General features: G+C 71.2%; 25 protein-coding genes. 13 read left to right on the forward strand and 12 right to left on the reverse strand.

Translation table 11 applies throughout. The features are described from left to right. Positions 1-13: 13 nt before the first annotated feature. Positions 14-1,081 (reverse strand): Rieske 2Fe-2S domain-containing protein, encoded by a 1,068-nt coding sequence (locus ACPPVX_RS18185; RefSeq protein WP_426571993.1) that lies wholly within the window; start codon positions 1,079-1,081, stop codon positions 14-16. Between the two features lie 103 nt (positions 1,082-1,184). Beyond that, on the reverse strand, positions 1,185-2,057 hold the full coding sequence (locus ACPPVX_RS18190; RefSeq protein WP_426571994.1) for an amidohydrolase family protein: 873 nt from the start codon (positions 2,055-2,057) through the stop codon (positions 1,185-1,187). A gap of 59 nt (positions 2,058-2,116) precedes the next feature. On the opposite strand from ACPPVX_RS18190, the gene ACPPVX_RS18195 reads away from it, so the two are divergent. Continuing rightward, a complete protein-coding gene (locus ACPPVX_RS18195) occupies positions 2,117-3,169 on the forward strand; it encodes an LLM class F420-dependent oxidoreductase (protein ID WP_426571995.1) in 1,053 nt (350 codons plus the stop codon). A 27-nt stretch (positions 3,170-3,196) separates the two neighbouring features. Here ACPPVX_RS18195 and ACPPVX_RS18200 read toward each other — a convergent pair whose 3' ends face one another. The 3 genes from ACPPVX_RS18200 to ACPPVX_RS18210 form a co-directional block, all read right to left on the reverse strand. Beyond that, entirely contained in the window at positions 3,197-4,069 is an 873-nt protein-coding gene (locus ACPPVX_RS18200; RefSeq protein ID WP_426571996.1) for an ABC transporter permease, read from the reverse strand. 13 nt (positions 4,070-4,082) lie between these two features. Further along, positions 4,083-5,060, reverse strand: coding sequence for an ATP-binding cassette domain-containing protein (locus ACPPVX_RS18205; protein ID WP_426571997.1), 978 nt, complete (start codon positions 5,058-5,060; stop codon positions 4,083-4,085). A gap of 137 nt (positions 5,061-5,197) precedes the next feature. Next, on the reverse strand, positions 5,198-5,878 hold the full coding sequence (locus ACPPVX_RS18210) for a PadR family transcriptional regulator (protein ID WP_426571998.1): 681 nt from the start codon (positions 5,876-5,878) through the stop codon (positions 5,198-5,200). An 84-nt stretch (positions 5,879-5,962) separates the two neighbouring features. Between ACPPVX_RS18210 and bioB the strand changes: the two genes are divergently transcribed. After that, positions 5,963-7,042, forward strand: a complete 1,080-nt coding sequence (gene bioB, locus ACPPVX_RS18215; protein ID WP_426571999.1) for a biotin synthase BioB — start codon at positions 5,963-5,965, stop codon at positions 7,040-7,042. Positions 7,043-7,050: 8 nt separating this feature from the next. Beyond that, a complete protein-coding gene (locus tag ACPPVX_RS18220; RefSeq protein WP_426572000.1) occupies positions 7,051-7,236 on the forward strand; it encodes a hypothetical protein in 186 nt (61 codons plus the stop codon). Between the two features lie 57 nt (positions 7,237-7,293). Here the strand turns inward: ACPPVX_RS18220 and ACPPVX_RS18225 are convergent, their stop codons facing one another. After that, the gene (locus tag ACPPVX_RS18225; RefSeq protein WP_426572001.1) at positions 7,294-8,115 is read right to left on the reverse strand and encodes a hypothetical protein; all 822 of its coding nucleotides are present in this window, start codon (positions 8,113-8,115) and stop codon (positions 7,294-7,296) included. Between the two features lie 215 nt (positions 8,116-8,330). Between ACPPVX_RS18225 and ACPPVX_RS18230 the strand changes: the two genes are divergently transcribed. The 5 genes from ACPPVX_RS18230 to ACPPVX_RS18250 are packed head-to-tail and all read left to right on the forward strand — an operon-like array spanning position 8,331 to position 13,930. Then, complete coding sequence (locus ACPPVX_RS18230; RefSeq protein ID WP_426572002.1) at positions 8,331-9,434, forward strand: ABC transporter ATP-binding protein; 1,104 nt, start codon at positions 8,331-8,333, stop codon at positions 9,432-9,434. After that, positions 9,434-10,354, forward strand: a complete 921-nt coding sequence (locus tag ACPPVX_RS18235) for a carbohydrate ABC transporter permease (RefSeq protein ID WP_426572003.1) — start codon at positions 9,434-9,436, stop codon at positions 10,352-10,354. Before ACPPVX_RS18230 ends, ACPPVX_RS18235 begins: the two co-directional genes overlap by 1 nt. After that, positions 10,341-11,576, forward strand: a complete 1,236-nt coding sequence (locus tag ACPPVX_RS18240; protein ID WP_426572004.1) for a carbohydrate ABC transporter permease — start codon at positions 10,341-10,343, stop codon at positions 11,574-11,576. The genes ACPPVX_RS18235 and ACPPVX_RS18240 overlap by 14 nt, the downstream gene beginning before the upstream one ends. 20 nt (positions 11,577-11,596) lie before the next feature. Continuing rightward, positions 11,597-13,117: an extracellular solute-binding protein gene (locus ACPPVX_RS18245; RefSeq protein WP_426572005.1), complete on the forward strand. Its 1,521-nt coding sequence runs from the start codon at positions 11,597-11,599 to the stop codon at positions 13,115-13,117. Between the two features lie 54 nt (positions 13,118-13,171). Then, positions 13,172-13,930 (forward strand): ParA family protein, encoded by a 759-nt coding sequence (locus tag ACPPVX_RS18250; RefSeq protein ID WP_426575054.1) that lies wholly within the window; start codon positions 13,172-13,174, stop codon positions 13,928-13,930. A gap of 8 nt (positions 13,931-13,938) precedes the next feature. On the opposite strand, the gene ACPPVX_RS18255 is transcribed toward ACPPVX_RS18250, so the two are convergent. From ACPPVX_RS18255 to rpmG, 3 genes are all read right to left on the reverse strand, one after another. Continuing rightward, a complete protein-coding gene (locus ACPPVX_RS18255) occupies positions 13,939-14,814 on the reverse strand; it encodes a hypothetical protein (protein ID WP_426572006.1) in 876 nt (291 codons plus the stop codon). A gap of 111 nt (positions 14,815-14,925) precedes the next feature. Then, positions 14,926-15,618, reverse strand: coding sequence for a hypothetical protein (locus ACPPVX_RS18260; protein ID WP_426572007.1), 693 nt, complete (start codon positions 15,616-15,618; stop codon positions 14,926-14,928). Between the two features lie 215 nt (positions 15,619-15,833). After that, a complete protein-coding gene (gene rpmG / locus ACPPVX_RS18265; RefSeq protein WP_426572008.1) occupies positions 15,834-15,998 on the reverse strand; it encodes a 50S ribosomal protein L33 in 165 nt (54 codons plus the stop codon). Positions 15,999-16,157: 159 nt separating this feature from the next. On the opposite strand from rpmG, the gene ACPPVX_RS18270 reads away from it, so the two are divergent. Further along, positions 16,158-17,831 carry a copper resistance CopC/CopD family protein gene (locus tag ACPPVX_RS18270; protein ID WP_426572009.1) on the forward strand — a complete coding sequence of 558 codons (1,674 nt, stop codon included), beginning with the start codon at positions 16,158-16,160 and terminating at the stop codon, positions 17,829-17,831. Positions 17,832-17,944: 113 nt separating this feature from the next. Here ACPPVX_RS18270 and ACPPVX_RS18275 read toward each other — a convergent pair whose 3' ends face one another. Further along, a complete protein-coding gene (locus ACPPVX_RS18275) occupies positions 17,945-19,297 on the reverse strand; it encodes a PhoH family protein (RefSeq protein ID WP_426572010.1) in 1,353 nt (450 codons plus the stop codon). A gap of 305 nt (positions 19,298-19,602) precedes the next feature. Between ACPPVX_RS18275 and ACPPVX_RS18280 the strand changes: the two genes are divergently transcribed. After that, a complete protein-coding gene (locus ACPPVX_RS18280) occupies positions 19,603-20,190 on the forward strand; it encodes a TMEM165/GDT1 family protein (RefSeq protein ID WP_426572011.1) in 588 nt (195 codons plus the stop codon). A gap of 10 nt (positions 20,191-20,200) precedes the next feature. On the opposite strand, the gene ACPPVX_RS18285 is transcribed toward ACPPVX_RS18280, so the two are convergent. Next, positions 20,201-20,416 carry a hypothetical protein gene (locus ACPPVX_RS18285; RefSeq protein WP_426572012.1) on the reverse strand — a complete coding sequence of 72 codons (216 nt, stop codon included), beginning with the start codon at positions 20,414-20,416 and terminating at the stop codon, positions 20,201-20,203. A gap of 115 nt (positions 20,417-20,531) precedes the next feature. Between ACPPVX_RS18285 and ACPPVX_RS18290 the strand changes: the two genes are divergently transcribed. Both ACPPVX_RS18290 and ACPPVX_RS18295 read left to right on the forward strand, forming a co-directional pair. Beyond that, positions 20,532-20,843 (forward strand): HU family DNA-binding protein, encoded by a 312-nt coding sequence (locus ACPPVX_RS18290; protein WP_426572013.1) that lies wholly within the window; start codon positions 20,532-20,534, stop codon positions 20,841-20,843. Positions 20,844-20,954: 111 nt separating this feature from the next. Continuing rightward, positions 20,955-22,310, forward strand: coding sequence for a carotenoid oxygenase family protein (locus ACPPVX_RS18295; RefSeq protein ID WP_426572014.1), 1,356 nt, complete (start codon positions 20,955-20,957; stop codon positions 22,308-22,310). 10 nt (positions 22,311-22,320) lie between these two features. Here the strand turns inward: ACPPVX_RS18295 and ACPPVX_RS18300 are convergent, their stop codons facing one another. Continuing rightward, positions 22,321-23,502 carry a citrate/2-methylcitrate synthase gene (locus ACPPVX_RS18300; RefSeq protein ID WP_426572015.1) on the reverse strand — a complete coding sequence of 394 codons (1,182 nt, stop codon included), beginning with the start codon at positions 23,500-23,502 and terminating at the stop codon, positions 22,321-22,323. Positions 23,503-23,558: 56 nt separating this feature from the next. On the opposite strand from ACPPVX_RS18300, the gene ACPPVX_RS18305 reads away from it, so the two are divergent. Continuing rightward, on the forward strand, positions 23,559-24,962 hold the full coding sequence (locus ACPPVX_RS18305; RefSeq protein WP_426572016.1) for a CoA transferase: 1,404 nt from the start codon (positions 23,559-23,561) through the stop codon (positions 24,960-24,962). Positions 24,963-24,980: the final 18 nt, after the last annotated feature.

The following is a 24,980-nucleotide window of genomic DNA, read 5'->3' on the forward strand; positions in this document are numbered from 1 at the left end:
CCGCTGCTGCCCGCTACTCGCCGTGCTTGGCGCTGGCGGTGGCCTTGGCGGGCGACTCGTCCATCTTCTCGGGCCAGTACGGCGGCGGGAAGACGGTGCGGGTGTCGGCGATCTGCACCTCGGTGGCCGCGTCGACGTAGAACTGGGCGTACCACTTGCGGAACTTCATGAACGGGCCGTCGTTGTCGGCGAGCGCCGGACGGGCCAGGTGGGCCTTGTGCTCCCAGATCGGCATGTCCTCGGCGAACTGCTTGTCGACCTCGTTCGCGAACGCCTGGCCCACCGTGGAGTTGGTGCCCTCGTCGCCGAGGTTGCGCACGTAGAAGTGGAACCGGGTCTCGGTCTGCTGGTCGTCGATCGGCGTGGAGGCCGTGACGAGGAGCGTGTCGATGATGCCGCTGAAGCGGACGATGCTCACGCCGGGGCCGTCGGCGATGGAGTCGATGCGCCCGTCGACGACGCCGCGGGGCGTGGGGAACTTCTGGCTCGACTCCATGTAGGCCTTGTGCCCGACCGACTCGTACTTCTCGATGACCGGGACCTCGGCCACGTTGTGCACGTAGCGGAAGTGCGCGGAGTCGACGGCGTTCTCGGCCATCTCCTGGATGCCGGCCTGCACGATGTGGTGCGTCTTCTTGGGGCCGCTGAACTCGCCGCCGTCGATCTCCAGCACGGGCTCGACCTCCCAGGTGGGGGCCTCCTCGTGCGGGTGGTACCAGGCGTAGATGAAGCCGTTGCGCTCCTGGGCCGGGTAGGTGCGGACCTTGGCCTTCTTGTTGGTGCGCTCGGAGTAGGGGATGTCGCTGTTGGCGCCCTCGGCGTCGAACTTCCAGCCGTGGAACGGGCACATGATCTCGCAGCCCTCGACCCTGCCGCCGTGGCCGAGGTGGGCGCCGAGGTGGGGGCAGAACGCGTCCTGGACGTGGACGCCGCCCTCGTCGTCGCGCCACAGCACCAGGTGCGTGTCGAAGTAGTAGGCGGCCTTGGTCTGGCCCACCTCGAGGTCGGGCGACTCGGCCACCGCGAACCATCCGGACGGGATGCCGAAGGGGTACCGGCTCTGCGCGTTGGTCTCGGTCATCAGGCCACCTGCATCCGTGCGAAAACTAGAACGTGTTCTACTGTAGCGGTCTCGTCCCGCCTGGCGAAAGGGCCGAAGGTCCCGGCGGGGCGCCGGTGCCGGGTCACTCGTCGAGCTTGAAGACCCGCATGGCGTTCTCGCGGAGGAACTTGGGCCACACCTCGGCCTTGAAGGGCACGCCCGGGAGGTCGGCGAAGATGCGCTCGAGGCTGAGGCCCATGGGGAAGTAGCCGGCGTACATCACCTTGTCGGCCCCGCGCGTGTTGGCGTAGTCGACGATGGCCTGCGGGTAGTACCGGGGCGCGAACGCCGAGGTGGAGTAGTAGAGGTTCGGCCACTTGAGCAGGAGCTTGGCGGCCAGGTCGGCCCACGGCTCGGCGCCGTGGCGCATCACGAACTTGAGCTCCGGGAAGAACCAGCAGACCTCGTCGATCAGCATGGTGTCCTGGCACGCCGAGGGGAGCCGGGGCCCGCAGATGCCGGTGGTGCAGCAGATCGGGATGTCGAGCTCGATGCACTTGGCGTAGATCGGGAAGAACTTCTTGTCGTTGATGGCGACCTGCGGGTGGAGCCCGGCGGGGAAGGCGATGGCGCTCTTGATGCCGAGCGTCTCGTAGGCCTTCACCAGGTCTCGGACGCCGGCCATGCCCCGGTTGGGGTCGACGCTGAACGAACCGATGAACCGGTCGGGGTAGCGGACCACCGCGCTGTTCTTGTCGACCCGGCCCTCCTCGAAGCCGACGCCGATCATCGCCTTCTCGATGCCGAAGTGGTCCATCTGGGCCAGCACGGCCTCGATGGGGTCGTCGCCCACCTCGGGGTGGGGCACATCGCCGAACATGTACTGGGCCGGGAACTCGTGGTCCTTCGACGACTCGCGCAGCTGCGGCCGCATGAACTCGTACCACTCGGTCTGATCACCCGAGGGGATGTCGAGCATGAGGTCGATGATGCCGATGTCGGTGGGCATGGTCATCCGGCGAGGCTACCCGCAAAAGTAGAACGTGTTCTCGTTCGGGCCACTACCTTGCGGGTATGGCTGATGACGATCTCAAGCTCGGGTTGGTGCTCGGATACTGGTTCGCGGGTCCGCCCGTCGGCGTGCCCGAGGCGCTGGCCGCCGCCGAGGACCTGGGCTTCGACTCGGTGTGGTCGGCCGAGGCCTACGGCTCGGACTGCTTCACGCCGCTGGCGTGGTACGGCGCCGCCACCTCTCGCCTCAAGCTCGGCACCGCGGTGTGCCAGATGTCGGCCCGCACGCCGGTGGCCACCGCCATGAGCGCGCTCACGCTCGACCACCTCTCCGAGGGCCGGTTCCAGCTGGGCCTCGGCGCCTCGGGCCCGCAGGTGGTGGAGGGCTGGTACGGCCAGCCGTACCCCAAGCCGCTGGCGCGGACCCGTGAGTACGTGGAGATCATCCGCCGGGTCCTGGCCCGCGAGGAGCCGCTCGACTTCCAGGGCGAGCACTACCAGCTGCCCAACCGCGGTCCGGGGACGATGGAGCTGGGCAAGCCGCTCAAGAGCATCACCCATCCCCGGCGCCCCGACATCCCGATCCTCCTCGGGGCGGAGGGCCCGAAGAACGTGGCCATGGCCGCCGAGATCGCGGATGGCTGGCTGCCGATCTTCTTGTCGCCCGAGCTCGACAAGCACTACCGCGAGTGCCTGGCGGAGGGCTTCGCCCGTCCGGGGGCCCGGCGGACCATGGACGACTTCGAGATCCCGAACATGGTCAACATCGTGGTGAACGACGACGTGGAGGCGGCGGCCGACCTGGTGCGGATGTTCCTCGGCTTCTACATCGGCGGGATGGGGGCCAAGGAGGTCAACTTCCACGCCAGCCTGTTCGCCCGGATGGGCTACGGCGACGAGGTCGAGGAGATCCAGGACCTGTTCCTGGCCGGCCGCAAGGACGAGGCCATCAAGCGGGTGCCGCTGGCCCTGGTGGAGGACGTGGCCATGGTGGGCCCGCTCGACAAGGTCCGCGAGGAGCTCGACCAGAAGTGGCGCAAGACCTGCATGACCACGCTCCTGGTCAACGGCGACCCCGCCCAGCTCCGCCTGGTGGCCGACCTGGTGAACGGCTGACCGTCCACCAGGCCGGCGACCCCGGCACTACTTCATCTTCGAGAAGCGCTTCACGGCGAGGAAGCCGAACACCAGCACGATCCCGACGCACCACGCCAGGCTGACCAGGACCCAGTAGCCGGTGGTGTGGCCGATCCCGAGCTTGTCGGTCCCGCCCACCATCAGCGAGCGCACCGCGTTGACGATGACGCTGACCGGCTGGTTCGCCGCGAAGGGCTGCATCCAGCCCGGCATGCTCTGCACCGGGACGTTGGCGCTCGAGATGAACGAGAACGGGATCACCAGCATCGACATGCCCTGCGCCGCTTGGGCGTTGCCCGAGATCAGGCCGATCGTGATGAAGATCCAGGTGAAGCAGTACCCGGCAACCAGCATGAGGCCGAACCCGAGGATCACCTTGCCGGCGCCGCCGTCGGGGCGCCAGCCGATGAGCACGCCGATGATCGCGGTGACGAAGATGCCCCAGGCGACGAGGGCGCCGTCGGCGATCGACCGACCGGCCATGACCGCGGCCCGGGGGATGGGGAGGGAACGGAGCCGGTCGTGGACGCCGGTCGATGCGTCCTCGGCCACACCGGCGGCGGCGCTCATGCCGGTCCAGAGGATCACGGTCACGAGGAAGCCGGGCACGAGGAAGTCGACGTACTCGAGCCCGCTCTGGCCGAGGTTGATGGCCCCGCCGAACACGTAGCGGAACATGAACAGGAACAGCGCGCCCTGAATGCTGCCCATGAACAGGATCTGCGGTGTCCGGAAGAACTGCAGGACCGTGCGGCGCGACGTGGTGACCGCGGTGGTGGCGAAGCCGGCGCCGGTCGTGGTGTCGGGAGCCTGTGGGGAGCGGGCCGTGGTGGTGTCGGCGACCCCGGGGATGGTGCCGTCGATGGAGGTGGTGGTCATGGTGGTGCTCCGTTCAGGCCGCGTCGGCGGCGTCGTCGTCGGGTCCGGCACTGTCGATGGGTTGACCGGTGAGGCCGAGGAAGACCTCGTCCAGGGTGGGGCGGCGCAAGCCGATGTCGTCGGAGGTGATGCCTCCCTCGTCCAGCAGGCGCACGACCGTGCTGAGCTGGTTGGCGCCATCGGTCACGGCGGCGGTGACCCGCTGCGTGTCGCGGTCGATTCGGGGGGCCTCGGAGCCGATGGTGGCGAGCACGTCTCGCACCGCATCGAGGTCGGTGGCACTGCGGGGGCGGACCTCGATCACGTCGCTGCCGGCCATGTTCTTCAGCTCGTCGGGCGTGCCCGAGGCGATGACCCGGCCGTGGTCGACGATCACCACGTCTCGGGCCAGCTGGTCCGCCTCCTCCAGGTACTGGGTGGTGAGGAGGACGTCGGTCCCGTCGGCCACGAGGCCGCGGATGGCTTCCCACAGCTCGACCCGGCTGCGCGGGTCGAGCCCGGTGGTGGGCTCGTCGAGCAGGAGCAGGTGGGGGCGGCCCACCAGGCTGGCGCCCAGGTCGAGCCGGCGGCGCATGCCGCCGGAGTAGTCGCGCACCAGCTTGTCGCCGGCATCGCTCAGGCCGAGGCGGCCCAGCACGTCGACCGCGGCGGCCGCCGAATCGGTCTTGTTGAGGCCGAAGAGGCGGGCGACCATCTGGAGGTTCTCGAGCCCGGTCATGGCGGGCTCGACCGACGCGTACTGGCCGGCGAGGCCGATGACCTGGCGGACCTGCTTGGGGTTGGCCAAGACGTCGATCCCGGCCACCCGCAGCTCACCCGCATCGGGGCGGAGCAGGGTGGCGACGGCGCTGATGAAGGTGGTCTTGCCGGCGCCGTTGGGACCGAGCAGGGCGGTGACGCGCCCGGACTCGGCGACGAGGTCGAGCCCGGCGAGCGCATGCGTGTCGCCGAACGTCTTGGTGAGGCCTCGAGCCTCGATGATGGGGGCCATGGGGGTGCTCCTGCAGTGGCGTGTGGATGGGTGACGGGTAGGTCGGGCGTGGTGTTCGGGAGGTGGACGGTGTGGAGGACCAGAACTGTTCGACCGGAAGGTCGATCGTACGAAGGGGGTCTGACAGCGAAGCCGGGTCAGGTCGATTCGGGGAGGGCGACCGAGCGCTCCCACGGGACGGGGAGCTCGCCGTAGACGGCGCCGGGGCCGTACCAGGTGCGCCAGAGGTCGATGCCGTCGAGCGTGCCCTTGCGGATCTCGATGAGCAGGTCGGACACGTAGGCCCGCTCGGCCGCGAGGAGGGCCTCGTTGTACTCGGCCTCCAGGGCGAACAGCCGGGGGAGGCCCAGCTCCACCTGGAAGACGTGGCGGTCGGACCGGTAGCGGGCCAGCTCCACGTCGATGGCGTGGACCCGGTCCTCGAGCAGGTCGGCGGCGTCTTCGGGCGGCAGCGCCGGCAGCAGCGACAGGGCCGCCTCGAACTGCGTGTACTCCTTCTGGGGGTTGGCGACGAGCTCCGCCAGCCAGTCGGTCATCTCCCGCATGCCTGCGTCGGTGATGCCGTAGATGGTCCGCTCGGGCCGGCGGCCCTCGCGGACGGTCTCGACCACCTCGATGAAGCCGTCTCGCTCGAGCGCCTCCACCACGTTGTAGAGGGAGCCGTAGTTGAGCTTGATGCTCTCGTGCTTCTTGCGGGTCTTGAGGGTGGCGGCGACGTCGTAGGGGTGGCGCGGCTGCTCGTGCAGCACGGTCAGGATCGCCAGGGCGAGGGGGTTGGAGCGCTGTCGCCGGGCCATGTCCCACAGTAGATACTCCATGTGGAGTATCTGTCAACGAGTACTTCGTCACACGGTCGGTCCCCATTGGGGTCGGTCGGGGTGGCGTCGGTAGGATCCGGCTCCATGTCGGACACCCTGCAGCCGGTCCAGATCCAGCGGAAGCCCCGCCCCGCCGAGGGCTCCCGGGAGCCGCTCAGCGCCGACGAGGCCCGGCGGATCATCCGCGCCGCCGAGACCGCGCTGCTCGACGAGCGGCGCATGCTCACCGCGGACGAGCTCGCGGCGCTGGCCTACGTGCCCGACGCATCGGTGCCGTCGCTCGCCGCGCTCGCCCACGAGGTGCGCCTGGCGTGGTGCGGTCCCGAGGTCGAGGTCGAGGGCATCCTCTCCGCCAAGACCGGCGGCTGCCCCGAGGACTGCCACTTCTGCAGCCAGTCGTCGAAGTTCGACACCGTCGTGAAGGCCACCCCCTTCCTCGACACCGACGAGGTCCTCACCGCGGCCCGGGAGACGGCCGAGCTCGGTGCCAGCGAGTTCTGCATCGTGCTCGCCGTGCGCGGTCCCGACGAGCGCACCATGGAGCGCCTGCTCGAGCTGGTGCCGATCATCAACGAGGAGACCGGGCTGAACGTGGCCGTCTCCGCCGGGATCCTCACGCCCGATCAGGCCAAGCGCCTCGCCGACGGTGGCGTCCACCGCTACAACCACAACCTCGAGACGGCCAAGAGCTACTTCCCGCAGGTGGTCACCAGCCACGACTGGACCGAGCGCGAGGAGACCTGCGAGCTGGTCCGCCAGAACGGCATGGAGCTGTGCTGCGGCGCCCTGCTCGGCATGGGCGAGAGCGTCGACCAGCGCCTCGAGCTGCTGGGCCAGCTCCGCGAGGTCGACCCCACCGAGGTCCCGCTCAACTTCCTCAAGCCCATGGTCGGCACGCCGTTCGCCCACCTGCCCGCGGTCGAGCCGCTCGAGGCCATCCGCTGGATCGCCATGTTCCGCATCGCCCTTCCCACGGTGATCCTCCGCTACGCCGGCGGCCGCGAGTTCACCCTCGGCGACCTCCAGGCCATGGGGATGACGTCGGGCATCAACGCGCTCATCATCGGCAACTACCTCACCTACCTCGGCCGCTCGCCGCAGGAGGACCTCAAGATGCTCGACGATCTGCGCATGCCCGTCGGCCTGCTCAGCAAGGTCATCTGACCCGTCCCATGACCGACGCCTCGGCCGCCTTCTGCCCGGGCTGCGGCCGGCCCGTCGCCGAGTGCGCCGGGTGCCTCTGGGAGTACGACCCGCCGCACTTCTGCCCGCAGTGCGGCACGCGCCTCGCGGTCAACGTCAGCCCCAACGGCTGGCGCGCCCGGTGCAAGGCCCACGGCGAGGTCTCGTCCCGCTAGTCCGACACGAACCGCCACGGCGCCCGTCATCGGGTGCCGGCCGTCAGGGACCGACGGTCAGAACGCCTGGGGGACGGCGCGCTGCTCGGACGCCGAGCGGAAGCGGCGGAGTCGTTCGACCGCCACGTTGACCCGGCGGGACGACGGCGTGTCGGCCAGGTCGGATGCGGCGCGGCGGAGGTCGAGGTCGATCCCCGGGCCGGTGAGGAACGCGCTCAGCTGGTGGGCGGCACCCGCGTTGAGCGGCAAGACGTCGGCGATGGTGGCGGGCAGGTCGGGGCGCAGCGGGCTCGATGTCAGCAGCTCGACCAGGTGGCCCACCGCGGTGCGCGAGACCGCCGGGTCGGGCAACGGGCCGATCGAGTCGTGCCACACCGTGAGGAAGCCGGAGATGTCGTCGATGCCCGCCGACACCTGGGCCAGCCACCGGTGGGCGACGTGCGCCGGGCGCGGGGCGACGCGCAGCATGCGGGTGAACTCGGCCAGGACGAACTGGTTGACGGCGTCGGCCTCGTCGGGCGGCCAGGTGGTCCAGCCGGCGGCCCGCAGCTGGTGCCAGACCAGCGCGCGGCTGACATCGAGGCGGTGGTCGGCAGCGAGCGTGAGGATCCGCGGCGTGACCCGCCGCAGGTCCTCGGTGGTGCCCCACGTGGTGCCGAACTTGCGGACGAACCGAGACACCAGCTCCGGCGAGAGCCCCACCACGGGCCCGGCCAGCGCGGCCACGTCGGCACCGGAGACGCAGTGGGGGCAGCGCGGCGAACGAGGGTCGGCCGGGACGTGGTCGAACGCCGCGTACAGCCCGGCGGCCGCCGGTTCGAGCGAGTACCCACCCCCGTGCGGGTGGTAGCTGCGATCGGCGAGTGCGGAGGAGACCATGGGGACCGGGGGTGATCTGGGGGGCTGGATCTCCCACGAATCTACCGAAGGCCCTCGTCCGTGCTGCACAGGCTCACCGTCGACCCGATCGCGAGGGCCTAGGGTGACCGCCAGCAGGTTGGCCGGTCGTCACGCCACGGCAACCCGCACGTCATCCGCGGTTCCACGACGGTCCGTAGGGTCCGTCTCCAAGGTGTCCAGACAGGGAGGGTTGCATGGCCAGCGTCACCTTCGACGACGTGTCGAAGCGCTACGGAGAGGTCACCGCGGTCGATGACCTCGACCTGGCCATCGCAGACGGCGAGTTCATGGTCCTCCTCGGCCCGTCGGGTTGTGGCAAGACCACCGCGTTGCGGATGATCGCCGGGCTCGAGGACATCACCGAGGGGAAGCTCTCGATCGGCGACGAGATCGTCAACGACGTCGACCCGTCCCGTCGAGACATCTCGATGGTGTTCCAGTCCTACGCCCTCTATCCGCACATGACCGTGCAGCGGAACATCGAGTCGCCGCTGCTCGTGCGCAAGTACGAGGTCGACGGTCCCGGCACCGCGCTCCGGAAGCTGAGCGCCTCCGAGCGGGCCGAGCGGGTGGCCGAGGCGGCGCGGGTCCTCGACCTCGAGCCGTACCTCAAGCGCAAGCCGGCGGCCCTGTCGGGCGGCCAGCGCCAGCGCGTGGCGCTCGCCCGGGCGTTCGTCGGGCGGCCCAAGGTCTTCCTGATGGACGAGCCCCTGTCCAACCTCGACGCCAAGCTCCGGGCCCAGACCCGCATCGAGCTCGTCGAGCTCCACGCCCGGGTCGGCACCACGGTGGTCTACGTGACCCACGACCAGGTCGAGGCCATGACCATGGCCACCCGGGTGGCGGTCATGTCGATGGGCAAGCTGCAGCAGGTGGGCACGCCCCAGGACGTGTACGCCCGTCCGGTCAACACGTTCGTGGCGCAGTTCATCGGGACGCCGCCCATGAACTGCTTCCCGGGCACCATCTCCGCCAGCGGCACCGAGGTCGACATCGAGGGCGGCACCCTGCCGCTGCCCGCGGGGATCCAGTCGCCGCCACCCGCCGGCACCGCCGTGACGGTCGGCGTCCGCCCCGAGCACCTGCGCACCGCCGACGCCGGCTCGTTCGGCGTGGTCGTGCGGGCCGTCGAGTGGCTCGGCCACGAGTGCCTGATCTCCGCGTCGGTCGGCGACGCCACCTTGGTGGTCCGCGAGGTCGGCATGTCGTCGATCCAGCCCGGCAGCGCGCTGCAGCTGGCGGTCGATGCCTCCGACGTCCACCTCTTCGACCCGAACACCACCGCCCGGATCGACTGATGAGCGTCACCGACTCGATGGCGGTGCCCAGCGACGATCCTCCGGTGCTCGAAGCCCCGAAGCGGTCTCGTCGCGGCAAGTACAACGCCAAGGAGGTGGGGCTCGCCTTCTTGTTCCTGCTGCCCTCGCTGGCGGTGTTCGTCGCCTTCTTCTACCTGCCGTTCTCGCGGCTCCTCAGCTGGGGCACCTACGAGTCGGTCCGGGGCGGCGCGTCGTACAACGAGGTGGGGCTGCGCCAGTACAAGGACGTCCTCTCCGGCAGCGAGTTCCGCCAGGGCCTGTGGCACAGCCTCCAGTTCGTGCTCTACACGGTGCCCGCCGGCCTCATCCTCGGCACGCTGCTCGCCGTCGCCGCCCACCGGCGGCTCAAGGGCATCAAGGTGTACCAAGCCATCTTCTCCTCGACGCTCGCCAGCTCGGTGGCCGTCTCGTCGGTCATCTTCTTCTTCCTGTTCAACCCGGCGGTCGGCTACTTCCGGGTCAACTGGGCGGCCGAGTCGAGCATGGCGATGTTCGCCGCCGCCCTGCCGGCCATCTGGCAGAACCTGGGCTTGGCGTTCGTCATCGTCCTGGCCGGGTTGCAGGCGGTGCCCGACGAGGTGATGGAGGCGGCGAAGCTCGACGGCTACGGCCCGTGGCGCCGGCTCACCCGCATCACGCTGCCGCTGATCTCGCCGGTGCTGATGTTCCTGCTGGTCATCTTGGTGATCTACGGGTTCCAGGCGTTCGCCCAGATCGACATCATCACCAAGGGCGGCCCGGCCGGAGCGTCCGAGACCCTCGTGTTCAAGATCTTCAAGCAGAGCCAGGACTACGGAAAGGGCGCCGTGCTGTCGGTCGGCCTGTTCTTCGTGACCTTGGTGGTCACCTTCTTCCAGTTCGCCATCTTGGATCGGAGGGTTCACTATGGCGACGAGTGAAGGTGCCGCCGTCTTGCAGATGGGCCAGAGCCCGGCGCGCAAGACCCTGGGCAAGGCGGGCACGTACCTGTCGCTGTCCCTGCTCTCGCTGCTGGTGCTCGGCCCGATCGCGCTCACCGTGATCCAGGCCCTGTCGCCCCCGTTCACCTACGTCGACCAGGGCCGGCCCCTGCACCCGGTGGCGGTGTCGTGGCAGGACCGCACGTGGTTCACCGGCGGCATCGCATCGCTGGTGTTCCGCACCGTGATCGTGCTGCTGCTGTTCGCCTGGCTGCAGAAGGTGGCGTCGGGTGGTTCGTGGCGGTCGCTGCTGGCGCCGGCCCGCCTGGTGGCCATCATCGGCGGCACCGTGGTGCTCGCCGTCGCCATGGGCCCCGTGTTCCAGTCGTTCCACAAGGGTGACGGTGGCACCGCCGTGGTGGTGGCGGTGGCGATGGCCGTGGTGGCCGCCACCCAGGTGTGGGGCTACTCGTCGGGCGGCCGGTCGATCGGCGTGGCGCTCGTGATGGCCGCGTTCACGGCGTTCGGCATCGTCGCGCTGTGCATCTTGTTCGTGGGGCCGACGGTGTGGACCCTGGCATGGACCCGCTTCGACCTCGGTCCGGCCATGTGGCGCAGCTTCATCATGACGATCTGCGTGACCGTGCTGCAGGTGGCCACCGCCATCATGGCCGCCTACGCGTTCGTGTTCCTGCGGTTCCCGTTCAAGCGCATCTTGTTCGCCCTGTTCATGGCCACCCTGCTGCTGCCGATCGAGGTCACCCTGGTGGGCAACGTGGCCACCATCCGCCAGCTCGGCTGGACCGACACCATGCAGGCCCTCGTCTTGCCGTTCGGTGCGGCGGCGCTGGGCACGTTCCTGATCCGGCAGGGCTTCCGCGGCCTGCCGTCGGAGATCCAGGACGCCACCCGGCTCGACGGCTACGGCCACGTGGCGTTCCTCACCAAGTTCGCCGTGCCGCTCACCCGACCGGTGATCGCCGCGTTCACCGTGATCTCGGCGCTCGCCGCCTGGAACCAGTACCTCTGGCCGCGGTCGGTCATCGAGACCAACTCGTTCAACACCCTGCAGATCCAACTGCGCCTGGCTTCGGCCAGCGAGGTGGCGAACGCCAACCAAGCCATCGCCGCGGCCCTCGTGGCCGCGGTGCCGGTCATCTTGTTGCTGATCGCCTTCCAGCGTCAGATCATCCGTGGCCTGACGGCCGGCGCCGTCAAGTGACCCATCCCCGAGAGGTTCCCATGGCTGTCGCCAACGCCAACGCCAACCCATCGACGTCGCCCTGTCCCGATCGCCGGGTGCGCCAGACCCGTCGGGTGGTGGCGGGCATCATCGCGGCGGGCCTGCTGGGCCTGGTGGCCTGCGGATCGCCGCCCACCACCAAGGGCACCGGTGCCGGCCGGACCGACACCCCGGCCAAGGTCGATCCGAAGGAGTGCCCGGTGGCCGCCCTGGCCAAGGCCTCGGGCAAGGTCAAGGTGAACATGTGGTTCAGCGGCCTGGTCGACCCGGCCCTCGGCGTGCTCACCGACATGGCCAAGCGCTACAACGCCAGCCAGGACAAGGTGGTGGTCACCGCCAACAACCAGGGCAACGCGTATGCCGAAGGCCTGAAGAAGTACGAGGGCGCCGCGGCCACGCCCTCGCAGGTGCCGCAGATCCAGTACCTCGAGGACACCATGCTCGGCGAGCTGGTCGACAAGGGCCAGGTGCTGCCCGCCGAAGCGTGCATGGAGGCCGACGGCTACGACCCCACCCAGATCACCCCGGCGGCCCGTGCCGCCTACAGCGTGGACGGCGTGCTCTACCCGGGCTACATGAACGTCTCGACGCCGATCCTCTACTACAACAAGGTCCACTTCAAGAAGGCCGGGCTCGACCCGGAGAACCCGCCCACGACCCTGGCCGAGATCGAGGCCGCGGCCAAGAAGCTGAAGGCCGCGGGCGTCTCGAAGAAGCCGTTCTCGTTCAAGGCCGACCAGTGGTTCATCTCCACGTGGCTGTCGGGCGTGGGCCAGGACATGGTCAACAACAACAACGGGCGCACCAAGCCCGCCACCGCCGCCACCTTCGACTCGCCGGCCGCCAAGGAGGTGTTCGGCGACCTCAAGCGCATGGACGACGAGGGCCTGCTGAACGCCTTCCCGGTGACCGACGGCAGCATCGACCACTACCTCGCGCTGGTGAACGAGGACAGCTCCATGCTGGTGGAGACCTCCACGGCGTCGGGCACCATCGCCGCCGCCCTGGGTGGCGACCTCAACAACACGAGCGGGGTGAAGATCGACACCACGGCGCTCGACGGCAAGAAGATCGTGCCCGGCTCGGGTGAGTACCCGGGCATCAAGCAGCCCGGCCAGATCTACGCATCGGGCGGCGCCTTCTACATCATGAACACCTCGAGCCCCGCCCAGCAGGCGGCCTCGTGGGACTTCCTCAAGTTCATGCTGAAGCCCGAGAACGCCACCATCTGGCACACCAAGGGCGGCTACCTTCCGGTGCTCAAGGAGATCGAGGGCAGCCCCGCCATCACGAAGTTCCAGGAGACCACGCTCGACGGCAAGCTGCTGAAGCCGGCGGTGGACCAGCTGGCCACCGCCGATCCCGACCGCTCCGGCCCGCTGATCGGCCCGTACCCAGCGTTCCAGGACATCCTCCAGGGGGCCCTCGAGAAGGTGCTCTTCAACGGAGCGCCCGTCGACTCCTCGCTGGCCAAGGCCGAGGCCGACGCCACGGCACTGCTGAAGGACTACAACGGCTGACCTGGGCCGACGCGCCCTGACCCATCGCTCGGAGGTGGCCGCCGAGCGGCCATGATGGGCCCTGTGCGCGTGATCGCGGTGACCGGGTTGAAGGGGGGCGTGGGGAAGACCTCCACCGCCGTGAACCTGGCTGCCCTGGCGGCGAGCGAGGGCTGGCGCGTGATCCTGTGGGACCTCGACCCGCAGGGCGCGGCCACGTACTGCCTCAACCTGAAGCAGAAGCTCAAGGGCGGGGCGTCGAAGCTGTTCCGCGGCACGCGCGACGGGCTGGCCGGTGTGGCGCGCACCACCGATGTCGACAACCTGGCCGTGGTGCCCGCCGACTCGTCGGTGCGAGAGGTCGACAAGGTGCTGTGGGCCAGCACCAAGCCCACCAAGCTGGTGCGGCGGCTGATCGCAGGCGTGGACAAGGACGCCGACGTGGTGATCATCGACTGCCCGCCCGGCCTGAGCCCGGTGGTGGAGGCCGTGGCCAACGTGGCCGACCTGCTGCTGGTGCCCGTGGTGCCCGAGCCGCTGCCGTTCCGGGCCCTGGCCCGCTACGAGGAGTTCCTCACCGACACCAAGGCGGCGTCGCCGAAGATCGTGGCGCCGTTCCTCAGCATGGTCGACCGCAACCTGCCGATGCACCGGCGCATCGAGGCCGAGGTGCTCACGAGCGGGCGCTTCCTCAACGCCGCCATCCCCACGTCTTCGGCCGTGGCCCGCATGGGTGAGGAGCAGGTGCCGGCGGTGCTCGGGGCGCCGCGCAGCCTGGCGGCGTCGGAGTACCGCAAGCTCTGGGCCGAGGCCATGGAGCGCGCCGGGCTCTAGGCCCCCGTTCACGAGGCCCAGGCGGCGCAGTCGCCGCCCAGGGCCGTGAGCAGCGCCGCGCCCGTGTCGGCCGGGAGGACGGCCAGCAGGTCGGGGACCAGCGCCTCGGGCGGGGGCAGGTGGCGCATGGACCACCGAGACAGGGAGCCGTCGTCGAACCAGGCGCCGGCGGCGAGCACGGTGCCGTCTGGTGGGCCCAGGGTGGCCGCCGGGAGCGGGGTCTCGGTGTGCTGCTCGCGCAGGTCGGCCCACGACCGGTGCTGGGCGTACGCCGCCACCCGCGCCGCCAGCTCCTCTGGCGCGGGCACCGGGCCCCCGCCGCGCAGGGGGTGGCGGTCGGCCAACCAGCGCCACGCGCGCCCGTGCGAGGGGCGCGCCAGGAGCCCGGCGGCGAGGCGGTCGAGCCAGGTGGCATCGACGAAGGCGCTGACGGCGTGGTCCGGCGCAGGGGTGGGGCGGCCGAGCGCTCGAGCCAGCACGTCGGGCACCAGGCCCACCGGCGGATCCTCGATCACCTGCAGGGAGCCGGCATCACCGTCGATGACGCTGGCCACGGATCCGTCGCGGTGGGCCAGCACCGTGGAGACCACCGGGCGCGGCGCCGACCGCGGCGCGTCGAGCGCGTGCAGCCGGCCGCTGGTGACCACGCCCAGCGCATCCCACGAGCGCGGGGCGACGAAGCCCACGAGCGGTTCGAGCGGATGGCCGCCGCATGGCGGCAGGTCCCAGAAGCCGAGGCTCAGCGACTCGGACGGCTCGAAGCGGACGAAGACCAACCGGGCCACCGGATCGTCGGCGGTTCCGTGGTGGATCGATTCGGCGATGGCGGCCAGCGGCGGGCGGGCCGAGGACGCGTCGGGAGCAGACGGGGTGGACCAGGACATGGGGGACCTCCGGAGCGGTGGGGACTTCCGGCGGTCCTGGCCCGATGGGCAGAGGGGACGGCGAACCTCGTGGAGCCAGTCTGCCCCGAGGGGGTGACAGCGAACCCGGGCTCAGTAGGTGACGATGGCGGGCTGCAGCACGGTGGGCGGCTGGCGGTCCTGGCGCGCCAGGCGCTGGGCGGCCACCGCCACGGGCTCGGCCTCGTCCCACTCGACCCGGTCGATCATGCGGGCCGCACCGGGCCAGCGGCGCTCGACCAGCACGCGGGCCAGCCGGGCATCGCTGGGGGCGCAGGCGTGGAGCGCTTCGTTGGAGAGGGTCTGGGTGCGGCTCGGGTGGACCGCGGAGCCGCCGATGCCGACCAGGCGACCGAGCGAGCGCAGGGAGAGGCGCTGGGCCGCGTTGGTCTCGGCGCCGTAGAGGCGGAAGGCGTCGAGGTGGCCGTGGTCGTGCCAGCCGGCGCGGTAGGCCCCGGCGTGGCCTGGCAGGGGAGCGCGGTGGAGGGTGAGGCGGCGGTCGAGGCGGAGCTTCAGCCCGAGGTCGATGCCGAGGATGCGGGCCCGGTCGGCCAGGAACGGGAGGTCGAAGGCGCTGCCGTTCCAGGTGGCGACGACGCCGGTGGGCAGGGCGGCCAGGCGGGCGTCGAGGGCGCGGAGCAGGTCGGTCTCGTCCCCGACGAACAGGTCGTCGAACGCCCGGCCCGACAGCGCGATGGCGCGGACCGAAGCGACGGCGGGGTCGAGGCCGTCCTCGGTGGTGTCGGTCTCGATGTCGAGCCCGTAGATCGCTGCCTGCTGCCCCATCGGTTCCCCAGACGGCCGTGAGAGATCCCCTGCACAGAAAATCGTAGAAGGGGCGCGCGTGCATGTGGTGGATGGTTCACGCGGCGCGCGAACGCAGGCGCGCCACGGGGCCTGGACAGGTGCCTCGCGACCTGAGCCCGGACGCGAGACGATCCCGCCCGAAGGCGAGATCGTCGACGTGCTGAGGGGCCCGAGCGGTGCTCAGGCCGGGTGGATCAGCGCTCTTCCTTGAAGATCACGTGCTTGCGGACCCGGGGGTCGTACTTCATGAGCTCGATGCGCTCACGGGTGTTGGTCTTGTTCTTGCGCGTCACGTACGTGTAGCCGGTCCCGGCAGTGGACTTCAGCTTGATGATCGGGCGCTTGTCGCTCTTCGACATGGTGTGTTGATCTTTCCCAAAGGGAGCGGCGACCTGGTTGGCCAGGCTCGTCGTGCGGACGTGCCATCGTAGGGCCGACCGGGCCACCTGCTCAACTCGGGCCGGTCGCAGCCGTCCCGGCGCCCTCTGACCACGTCGTGGCCCTAGCCTGCCCGATCGATGTCTGTCTTCCCTGCAGTGCGGATCCGGCGTGCGGTCGCAGCGGGCGCGCTGGTCCTCCTCGCGTCGCTGATCCCGGCGATGGCAGCCTCGGCCCACGCCGAGCTCCTGTCCACCGATCCGGCCGACGGCTCGGTGGTCGCCAAGGCCCCCGACGTGGTCACGATGCAGTTCTCCGAGAACGTCTCGCTGCGCCCCGACGGCGTCCGGGTGCTCGATGCCCAGGGCAAGCGCGTCGACTCCGGCGCCGCGTCCGCGTCGGGGGCCGACGTGTCCGTGCCCCTGCAGGGCGGGCTGGCCGACGGCACCTACGTGGTGGCCTGGCGGGTGGTCTCCGCGGACGGCCACCCGGTGTACAGCTCGTTCACCTTCTCGATCGGCCAGGAGAGCACGCTCAAGGCGGGGGTGGCCGACAAGGCGTTCGGCAGCGGCAACGACCGCACCTACCAGCAGCTCGACGCGGTGCTGCGCGCCCTGGCGTACATCGGGACGCTCGGGGCCGCCGGCTACGTGCTGATCGGGAGTGCGCTGCGCCGCGACGGCGACCCGTCACCGGTCGGCCGCGGCACCACCATCGCCAGCGTGATCGCCCTGCTGGCGATCCTGCTCCAGGTCCCGTTGCAGGGGGCGCTGGCCACGGGCCGGGGCCTGGGGGCGATCGGCGAGGCGGCGGTGCTGAAGCTCTCGATCGCCGACGGCATGGGCTGGGCCGCGCTCGTGGTGGGGGTCGGCCTGCTGGCGATCATCATCACGTCGGGGCTCCCCTGGGAGGGGGCCGCGCGCAAGGTGGCGCTGGCCGGCGCCGTGATCGCGCCGGTGGGCTTCGTGCTCACCGGGCACACCAGGGTGATGTCGCCGGCGGTGGTGGGCTACCTGGCCGACCTCGCGCACGTGGGCGCGGCCGCGGTCTGGTTCGGTGGCCTGGTCGCGGTGATCTACGCGGTTCGTCGGCGGCGTGCCGAGGAGGACCCGCTGGGCGCGGCCGAGGCCGTGGCGACCTTCTCCGGCTGGGCGGCCATCACCGCGTCGGTGCTGATCGTGGCGGGCGTCGTGCTCGGCTGGATCGAGGTCGGCGGGCTCAAGGCGCTCACCACCACCCTCTACGGGCGCCTGCTGCTGGCCAAGGTGGCGGCCGTCTTGGTGATCCTCGCCGCCGCCGGCTGGAACCGGTACCGCCTGGTCCCGAGGGTGGCGGCCGCGGCCATCGAGGATCCGCCGGCGGAGGACCGTCGGGCGTGGACCACGCTCATGCGCCTGATCCGGCTCGAGGTCGGGCTGATCGTGGTGGTGCTGATGCTCACGTCGGTCCTCGCCAACGTCACCCCGGCCAAGGACGCTGTCGACAAGGGCCCGATCTCGGTCACGGCTCCCCTCGGCGACGGCACGGTCAACGTGATCGTCGACCCGTCCAAGGTGGGCCGCAACGACATCCACGCCTACATCCTCAAGGCCGGCGGCGGACCCGACAGCCGTTACAAGACCGCCGAGATGAGCCTGTCGCTGCCGAGCAAGGACGTCGGTCCGCTCGACCGCACCCCGGTGTCGGCGGGGCCCGGCCACTTCCAGCTCGTGGCCACCGACCTGCCCCTGGCCGGGACCTGGTCGCTGACCATCACCGTGAAGCTCGACCGCTTCACCGAGCAGGAGGCCACGGTCACCTTCCCCGTCCGCTAACCCCGCAGTGGACGAACGTCCTGTGCGAACGGTTGCCCAGCAACGGTTCGCACAGGACGTTCGTGACCTTGGAGGGATGGTGGGACGGAGGGACTGGGGTGACCGGGGGAGGGTCAGGCGCGGGGGTCGTCGAGCAGGCTGGTGACCAGGGCGGCCACGGCCGAGCGCTCCGACCGGGTGAAGGTGACGTGGGCGAAGATCGGGTGGCCGCGCAGGGCGGCGATCACCGAGGCGATGCCGTCGTGGCGTCCCACCCGCAGGTTGTCGCGCTGGGCGACGTCGTGGGTGAGCACCACCCGGCTGCCCTCGCCCAGGCGGCTCAGCGCCGTGAGCAGCACGGGACGCTCCAGGTTCTGGGCCTCGTCGATGATCACGAACGTGTCGGTGAGGCTGCGGCCCCGGATGTGGGTCAGCGGCAGGACCTCGAGGAGGTTGCGCGACATGACCTCCTCGACCACCTCGGGGCCGGCGATCGACTCGAGGGCGTCGAACACGGCGCCCGCCCACGGGCCCATCTTCTCGTCCTTGTCGCCCGGCAGGAACCCGAGGTCCTGGCCGCCGACGGCGTAGAGCGGGCGGAACACCAAGATGCGCTTGTGGGTGCGGCGCTCGAGGACGGCGTCGAGCCCGGCGGCCAGGGCCATCACGCTCTTGCCGGTGCCGGCGTTGCCGCCGAGGCTCACGATGCTGATGGACGGATCGGCGAGCACGTCGAGGGCGATGCGCTGCTCGGCGCTGCGGCCGACGACGTCGAACAGCGAGAGGTCGCCGCGGATGAGGCGCAGCGACTTGTCGGCGTGGACCCGGGCCAGCGCGGACTGCGAGCCGGCGTGGAGGGCGACCCCCGTGTTGCACGGCAGCTCGGCCGCCTCGACCAGGTCGACCTCGCGGTGCTCGAACAGCTCGTCGATGACGTCGGGCTCGACATCGAGCTCGACGAATCCGGTCCACGAGGTGTCGGCGGCCAGCTCGTTGCGGTACTCGTCGGCCTCGAGGCCCACGATGCTGGCCTTGAGGCGCAGCGGCAGGTCCTTGGTGACCACCGTGACGTCGAGCCCGTCGTTGCGCAGGTTGTGGGCCACCGCCAGGATCCGGTGGTCGTTGTTGATGGCCATCAGGGTGGGCGGCAGGCCTTCGGTGGACTGGTGGTTCAGCTCGACGCGCAGGGTGCCGCCGTGCTCGTTGACCGGCAGCGCCTCGGTGAGCGAGCCGTGCTCGACCCGCAGCCGCTCCAGGCGTCGCAAGGTCTGTCGGGCCGCCCAGCCCAGCTCGGGATGGTCGCGCTTCGCCTCGAGCTCCATCAGCACGACGATGGGCAGCACCACGGCGTGCTCGTCGAAGCGCTCGAGCGCCTGCGGATCCGCGAGCAGCACCGAGGTGTCGAGCACGTAGGTCCGAGGACGCGACGGAACAGAAGTGGGAAGTGCGGTCACAGAGCCCCCTGGGCGGTCGGCAGCCATCGGCATCTGCGGGTCCTGCAACGGACCGGAGCGCTGACGGCTGGGCGGTGGGTCACCGGGGTCCATGCAACACCCGGGCCGAGCGCGAGCGGTGGATGCTCGGACACGATTCATCCTCCCGACATCTTGGCGCCTAGCGTGCCGGCTGCGAAGGGGAGTAGCCCCCAATCATCCGATCGACACACTGGTGCTCCGGCGCCCGGTCGGGTGGGCCTGGTCCGCCAGGCGGGCGAGACCTTCGGCTGTTGCGCCACTGCTGTGGCCTCGGCCGGAGGCAGCTCTGGTCGGGGTCCGATCGGAGAACCGAACTGATGTCGATCCACGCCCTGCTCCAAGCCTTCGTCACCATCTTCCCGGCCGAGCTGCCCGACAAGAGCATGTTCGCGACCATCGTGCTGGTGACCCGCTTCCGCCGGCCGGGCTGGGTCTGGCTGGGGGTGGTCGCCGCCTTCGCCCTGCACGTGGTGGTGGCCGTCACCGCGGGGAGCCTGCTGCGGCTGCTCCCCGGCACGCTGGTGCAGCTGATCGTCGGGGTGCTGTTCGTGGGCGGCGCGGTCCTGCTGTTCCGTGCCGGGCGCCGAGCCGAGGCCGAGCCCGAGGAGGAGGCCGTGGCGGAGCGGACCACCGTGCGGGCTGCGGTCGTGGGCAGCTTCGGCGTGATCCTGCTGGCCGAGTGGGGCGACCTCACGCAGATCGCCACCGCCAGCCTGGCGGCGAAGAGCGGCCAGCCGGTGGCCACCGCCATCGGGGCGTGGCTGGCGCTGGCGTGCGTCGCCGGCATCGCCGTGGTGTTCGGCCAGGAGCTGGTGCGGCGGGTGCCGCTGCACCGGGTCAACTACGTGGGTGCCGCGATCTTCGCCCTGCTCGGCACCTGGACCCTGCTCGAGCTGCTGTTCTGACGCCGGACGGTCAGCCCTCGAGCGTGAGGTGCGGCTGGCCGCCGACCACCAGCACGGTGCCGGGCACGGCCAGCAGGTCGAGCGGATCGCGCTGCAGGCCGATGGCGTTCACGGTGATCAGCTCGCCCTTGTGGGGGCCGCTCAGGACGGTCAGCTCGACGCTGATCGCCTGCGGTCCCTCGGTCGCATCGACCACCATCACGTCGTAGGTCCCGTCCTCCAGCACGGCCGCAATCGTAGGGGTATCCCCCAAAACGGGTCAGCAGCTGGAAATACTGGCGTCTGACGGCCCCGCGCCTACGGTGCGGGTCGCATTACCCCTACAAACCAGGAGGTTGGCTGTGGCCAACATCACCAAGGCCGAGCTCGTTGACCAGGTCGCCGCTCAGGCAGGCACCGACAAGACCACGGCCGCTGCCGTGCTGAAGGCCTTCGAAGAGGTCGTCCTCGCCGGTGTCACCGGTGGCGACAAGATCGCGCTCACCGGGTTCCTCACCTTCCAGAGCGTCGCGAAGCCCGCCACCACGGCTCGCAACCCTCGCACCGGCGAGGCCGTGCCGGTCAAGGCCAAGACGGCTCCCAAGGTCACCATCGGTGCCACCTTCAAGAAGGTCGTCAACAAGGAAGCTCCGGCTCCCAAGCTGGCCAAGTGATCTGAGCCGGCGCCTGCCGGCTGCTGATCGTCGCGAAGGGAGGGCTTCGGCCCTCCCTTCGCCGCGCTCGGGGCACAATGGGGCGATCGGGCTGCTGCAAGGGGAACTGCCATGACCGACACCGCCACCAACCGCTTCTTGTCGGGGCCCTACGCCCCGGTCACCACCGAGGAGACGGCCGTCGACCTGCGGGTCACCGGCACGCTGCCTCCCGAGCTCGACGGTCGCTACCTCCGCAACGGGCCCAACCCGATCGGCGAGGTCGACCCGGCCACCTACCACTGGTTCCTGGGCGACGGGATGGTCCACGGCCTGCGCCTCCGCGACGGCAAGGCCGACTGGTACCGCAACCGCTGGGTGCGCGGCGCCGCCGTGGCCGATGCCCTGGGCGAGGAGCGGGTGCCGGGAGCCGGGTCGTTCGGCGACACGGCCAACACCAACGTGATCGGGCTGGCCGGGCGCACCTTCGCCATCGTCGAGGCCGGGGGCCCGCCCGCGGAGCTCACCGACGAGCTCGACACCGTGTGCTTCGGCACCTTCGACGGCACCTTTCCGAACGGCTTCACCGCCCACCCCAAGAAGGACCCGGTCACGGGCGACCTGCACGCCGTGAACTACTACTGGGCCCGCCCCGACGTGGTGGAGTACCTGGTCGTCGGGCCCGACGCCACGATGCGCCACCGCGTCGACGTGCCCGTCCCCGGCAACCCCATGGTGCACGACTGCTCGATCACCGAGACCAGCGTCGTCATCTACGACCTGCCCGTCACGTTCAACCTCGACGACGCCATGGGCGGGGCCCGCTTCCCGTACGCCTGGGACCCCGGCTACGGCGCCCGCGTGGGGATCATGCCGCTCTACGGGAGCCCGGAACAGGTGCAGTGGTTCGAGGTCGAGCCCTGCTACGTGTTCCACCCGGTGAACGCGTTCGACGACGGCGACACCGTGGTCATCGACGTCGCCCGCCACCCGCGCATGTTCGACAAGGTGCGCAACGGCCCCGACGAAGGCGTGCCCGAGCTCTGGCGCTGGACCTTCGACCGCACCAGCGGCAAGGCCCACGAGGAGCAGCTCGACGACCACCCCGTGGAGTTCCCGCGCGTCGACGAGCGCCTCGTCGGCCGCCGCCACCGCTACGCCCTGACCGCCGGGCTCGGCTACACCGACGACGAGCTGGCCTGGCCCACCAGCACCCTCGTCCGCTACGACCGCGCCAACGGCGGCCGCGAGATCATCGACTTCGGCCCCGGCCAGACCGCGGGCGAGGCCGTGTTCGTGCCCCGCCACCAGACCGCCGCCGAAGACGACGGCTGGTACCTCACGCTCGTCACCGACGTGGCCCACGGCACCAGCGAGCTGGTGGTGCTCGACGCGTCGGCACCCACCGAGGGCCCCGTCGCCCGCGTGCACATCCCGGCGCGCATCCCGCTCGGGTTCCACGGCAACTGGGTGCCCACCGCCCGGTAGCGCGCCGCGCTCAGCGCGGCCCGCGGTAGAGCGTGCGGCCGCGGAACCGCACCGGCACCTCGTCGGCCTCCTCGAAGGCGTGGGCCAGCCAGCCGGCGGTGCGGGCGATCACGAAGATGGCCTCGGTGATCCCGGGCTCGCCGGCGGCGGCGAAGCCCAGCGCGCCCAGCGCGGCGTCGCAGTTGGGCGGCTCGGCGCCGGGCGGAGTCGCCACGTAGCGCTCGATGACCTCACGGCGACGGGGGCTGGCGATGGCGAGGACGCGCTCCAGCATGGGGGCGAAGCGAGGGTCGCCCACCTCGTGGACGGGGTGGCCGAAGCCGCCCAGGGCGTCGGCGGAGCTGGGGCCCAGCCCCTCGGCCAGGCGGCGGTGGACCCGGACCGCGGCGCGGCCGTGGAACGGACCGCTCGCGGTTCCCAGCCCGGCCATCACGGCCTCGGCCGGCTTGGCCCGGGTCGATGCGGCCACGCGCACGGCCAGGGTGCTGGTGGCCAGCTCGTGCTCGGCGAGCAGCACCAGCGTGGTGTCGAGGGCTCGGAGCCGAGCCGGCGTCGGTGCCTGCTCCGACACTCGGGGCCACAGGCGGCCGGCCACCGAGGCGCCGTCGGGCGCGGCGCGACCCAGGAGGGGGAGGGAGGCGATCAGGGCCTCGACCACGAGCGACGCGCCGAGCACCGACGACTCGGTGGTGGTGGCCCGGGGGATCCACGGCGAGGCCGCCGCCGCCCCCGTGACCAGCCGGGCGGTGACGGGAGCCTGCGAGGGGAGGGCGGCGGTGGCGCGCTCCACGGCCGCGACCACCGCGAGCCGGTCGCGCTCGCTGCCGTCGGACGGATCGGGGGTCGGCTCGGGCTCGGCCAGGTCGCCGGTCCAGAGGAGCTGGCAGGCGTCCTCGAACCGGGCCCAGGTCACCAGGTCGATGAGGTCGTGGTCGCGGTAGCGGACCCAGCCGTCGCCGATCTCGCTGACGGTGGTGCCGATGACGACGTCGACCGCACCGGGGCGCCGGCGCGTCGAGCGCGGCCGGGCCCGGCGGGCCAGCAGCTCCACCTCGTCGGCGTCGTACGCCGAGCTGCGGCCGTCGGGGCCGGCGTGGCGGGTCAGCGACCCGCGGCTGGCGTAGGCGTACACGGTGGCCAGCTCGACGCCGAGCCGCTCGGCCACCTCGTTGGCGGTCAGTCGTCCACTCATCAACGTTGACGATAATCAACGTTGATCAAAAAGGGAAGGGCCCGCACGATGGAGGCATGACCGATCACGACCTCACGATGCCGCTGTGGACCGACCTCGGTGGCGACGCCGCCACCCTCGAACACCTCGAGATCACCGGGCCCACGGCGGTGCTGCCCTCGATCTACGACGTCACCGGCTTCGCCGCCGCCACCGTGGGCGTCGCCGCCCTGGCCGTGTCGGAGCTGGCCGCGGCCCGGACGGGTGCGGCCGCCCCGGCAGCCGTGACGGTGGACCGGCTCGCCGCGTCGGCCTCGTTCTGGTTCGAGGGCCTGCTGACCCCGGTGGGCTGGGAGCTGCCGCCCATCTGGGACCCGGTGGCGGGCGACTACCGCTCGGCCGACGGATGGATCCGGTTGCACACCAACTACCGCCACCACCTGCGGGCCGCCCTGGCGGTGCTCGGCACGGCCGCCGACCGGGAGGCGGTGGCCGCCGAGGTGGCGCGCTGGAAGGCCGACGAACTGGAGGCGGCGGTCGTGGCGGCCGGCGGATGCGCCGCCGCCCTGCGGACGATCGACGAGTGGGAGGCCCACCCGGCCGGTCAGGCGACCGCCCACGAGCGTCCCGTGGTCATCGGTGCCCCGGTCCCCTTCTCCGGGGGGACCGGGCCCGACCTCTCCCAGCCGGTGGGGCAGTTGCCGCTCTCCGGCATCCGGATCCTCGACCTCACGCGGGTGATCGCCGGGCCGGTCGCCACCCGGTACCTCGCGGCCTACGGGGCCGACGTGCTCCGGATCGACCCGCCCGGCTTCGACGAGGTGCCGGCCCTGCTCCCCGAATCGACCGCTGGCAAGCGCTGCGCATCCCTCGACCTCACCGACGACGGTGACCGGGAGCGGTTCGAGGGGCTCGTCGCCCAGGCCCACGTGGTGGTGGGCGGCCTGCGGCCGGGCGCCATGGCTGGCCTGGGCTACGGCCCCGACGGCCTGCGGGCCCTCAACCCGTCGATCGTGACCGTCACCCACGACGCCTACGGCTGGCGCGGCCCGTGGGCCGGGCGCCGGGGCTTCGACAGCCTGGTGCAGATGAGCACGGGCATCGCCGCCGCCGGTGCCGAGGCGGCCGGCGCCGATCGGCCCACGCCGCTGCCGGCCCAGGCGCTCGACCACGGCATCGGCCACCTCCTGGCCGCGGCCACCTGCCGGGCGCTGGTCCGCCAGGTCCGCGACGGCGCGGCCGCCGACGTGCGCGGCTCGCTGGTGGGCGCGTCGAACGTGGTGAAGGCGAACCCCTCGTTCGGGCCCGCGCCGGCGGGAGGACCATCGATCACCGCCGCCGAGCTGGTGCCGGGCGCCACCGCCTGGGGCGCGGTCCGGCGGGTACCGCTCGCCGGCCGCATCGCCGGCCACCGCCCGTCGTGGCCGATCGACGCCGGCCCCCTCGGCCGCCACCCCGCCGAGTTCACCGCCCACCCCTGAGCCCGGTCGGCGGTTTGG

Source organism: Aquihabitans sp. McL0605, from assembly GCF_049993875.1.
GTDB lineage: Bacteria > Actinomycetota > Acidimicrobiia > Acidimicrobiales > Iamiaceae > Aquihabitans.

Coding starts and splice junctions, on each gene's coding strand:
- ACPPVX_RS18275 (WP_426572010.1), bottom strand. CDS start 19,297: ATGCCGATGGCTGCCGACCGCCCAGGGGGCTCTGTGACCGCACTTCCC.
- ACPPVX_RS18210 (WP_426571998.1), bottom strand. CDS start 5,878: ATGGAGTATCTACTGTGGGACATGGCCCGGCGACAGCGCTCCAACCCC.
- ACPPVX_RS18205 (WP_426571997.1), bottom strand. CDS start 5,060: ATGGCCCCCATCATCGAGGCTCGAGGCCTCACCAAGACGTTCGGCGAC.
- ACPPVX_RS18190 (WP_426571994.1), bottom strand. CDS start 2,057: ATGACCATGCCCACCGACATCGGCATCATCGACCTCATGCTCGACATC.
- ACPPVX_RS18220 (WP_426572000.1), top strand. CDS start 7,051: ATGACCGACGCCTCGGCCGCCTTCTGCCCGGGCTGCGGCCGGCCCGTC.
- ACPPVX_RS18240 (WP_426572004.1), top strand. CDS start 10,341: ATGGCGACGAGTGAAGGTGCCGCCGTCTTGCAGATGGGCCAGAGCCCG.
- ACPPVX_RS18250 (WP_426575054.1), top strand. CDS start 13,172: ATGGGCCCTGTGCGCGTGATCGCGGTGACCGGGTTGAAGGGGGGCGTG.
- ACPPVX_RS18225 (WP_426572001.1), bottom strand. CDS start 8,115: ATGGTCTCCTCCGCACTCGCCGATCGCAGCTACCACCCGCACGGGGGT.
- ACPPVX_RS18200 (WP_426571996.1), bottom strand. CDS start 4,069: ATGACCACCACCTCCATCGACGGCACCATCCCCGGGGTCGCCGACACC.
- ACPPVX_RS18255 (WP_426572006.1), bottom strand. CDS start 14,814: ATGTCCTGGTCCACCCCGTCTGCTCCCGACGCGTCCTCGGCCCGCCCG.
- ACPPVX_RS18235 (WP_426572003.1), top strand. CDS start 9,434: ATGAGCGTCACCGACTCGATGGCGGTGCCCAGCGACGATCCTCCGGTG.
- ACPPVX_RS18195 (WP_426571995.1), top strand. CDS start 2,117: ATGGCTGATGACGATCTCAAGCTCGGGTTGGTGCTCGGATACTGGTTC.
- ACPPVX_RS18295 (WP_426572014.1), top strand. CDS start 20,955: ATGACCGACACCGCCACCAACCGCTTCTTGTCGGGGCCCTACGCCCCG.
- ACPPVX_RS18270 (WP_426572009.1), top strand. CDS start 16,158: ATGTCTGTCTTCCCTGCAGTGCGGATCCGGCGTGCGGTCGCAGCGGGC.
- ACPPVX_RS18260 (WP_426572007.1), bottom strand. CDS start 15,618: ATGGGGCAGCAGGCAGCGATCTACGGGCTCGACATCGAGACCGACACC.
- ACPPVX_RS18230 (WP_426572002.1), top strand. CDS start 8,331: ATGGCCAGCGTCACCTTCGACGACGTGTCGAAGCGCTACGGAGAGGTC.
- rpmG (WP_426572008.1), bottom strand. CDS start 15,998: ATGTCGAAGAGCGACAAGCGCCCGATCATCAAGCTGAAGTCCACTGCC.
- bioB (WP_426571999.1), top strand. CDS start 5,963: ATGTCGGACACCCTGCAGCCGGTCCAGATCCAGCGGAAGCCCCGCCCC.
- ACPPVX_RS18280 (WP_426572011.1), top strand. CDS start 19,603: ATGTCGATCCACGCCCTGCTCCAAGCCTTCGTCACCATCTTCCCGGCC.
- ACPPVX_RS18185 (WP_426571993.1), bottom strand. CDS start 1,081: ATGACCGAGACCAACGCGCAGAGCCGGTACCCCTTCGGCATCCCGTCC.
- ACPPVX_RS18305 (WP_426572016.1), top strand. CDS start 23,559: ATGACCGATCACGACCTCACGATGCCGCTGTGGACCGACCTCGGTGGC.
- ACPPVX_RS18245 (WP_426572005.1), top strand. CDS start 11,597: ATGGCTGTCGCCAACGCCAACGCCAACCCATCGACGTCGCCCTGTCCC.
- ACPPVX_RS18300 (WP_426572015.1), bottom strand. CDS start 23,502: ATGAGTGGACGACTGACCGCCAACGAGGTGGCCGAGCGGCTCGGCGTC.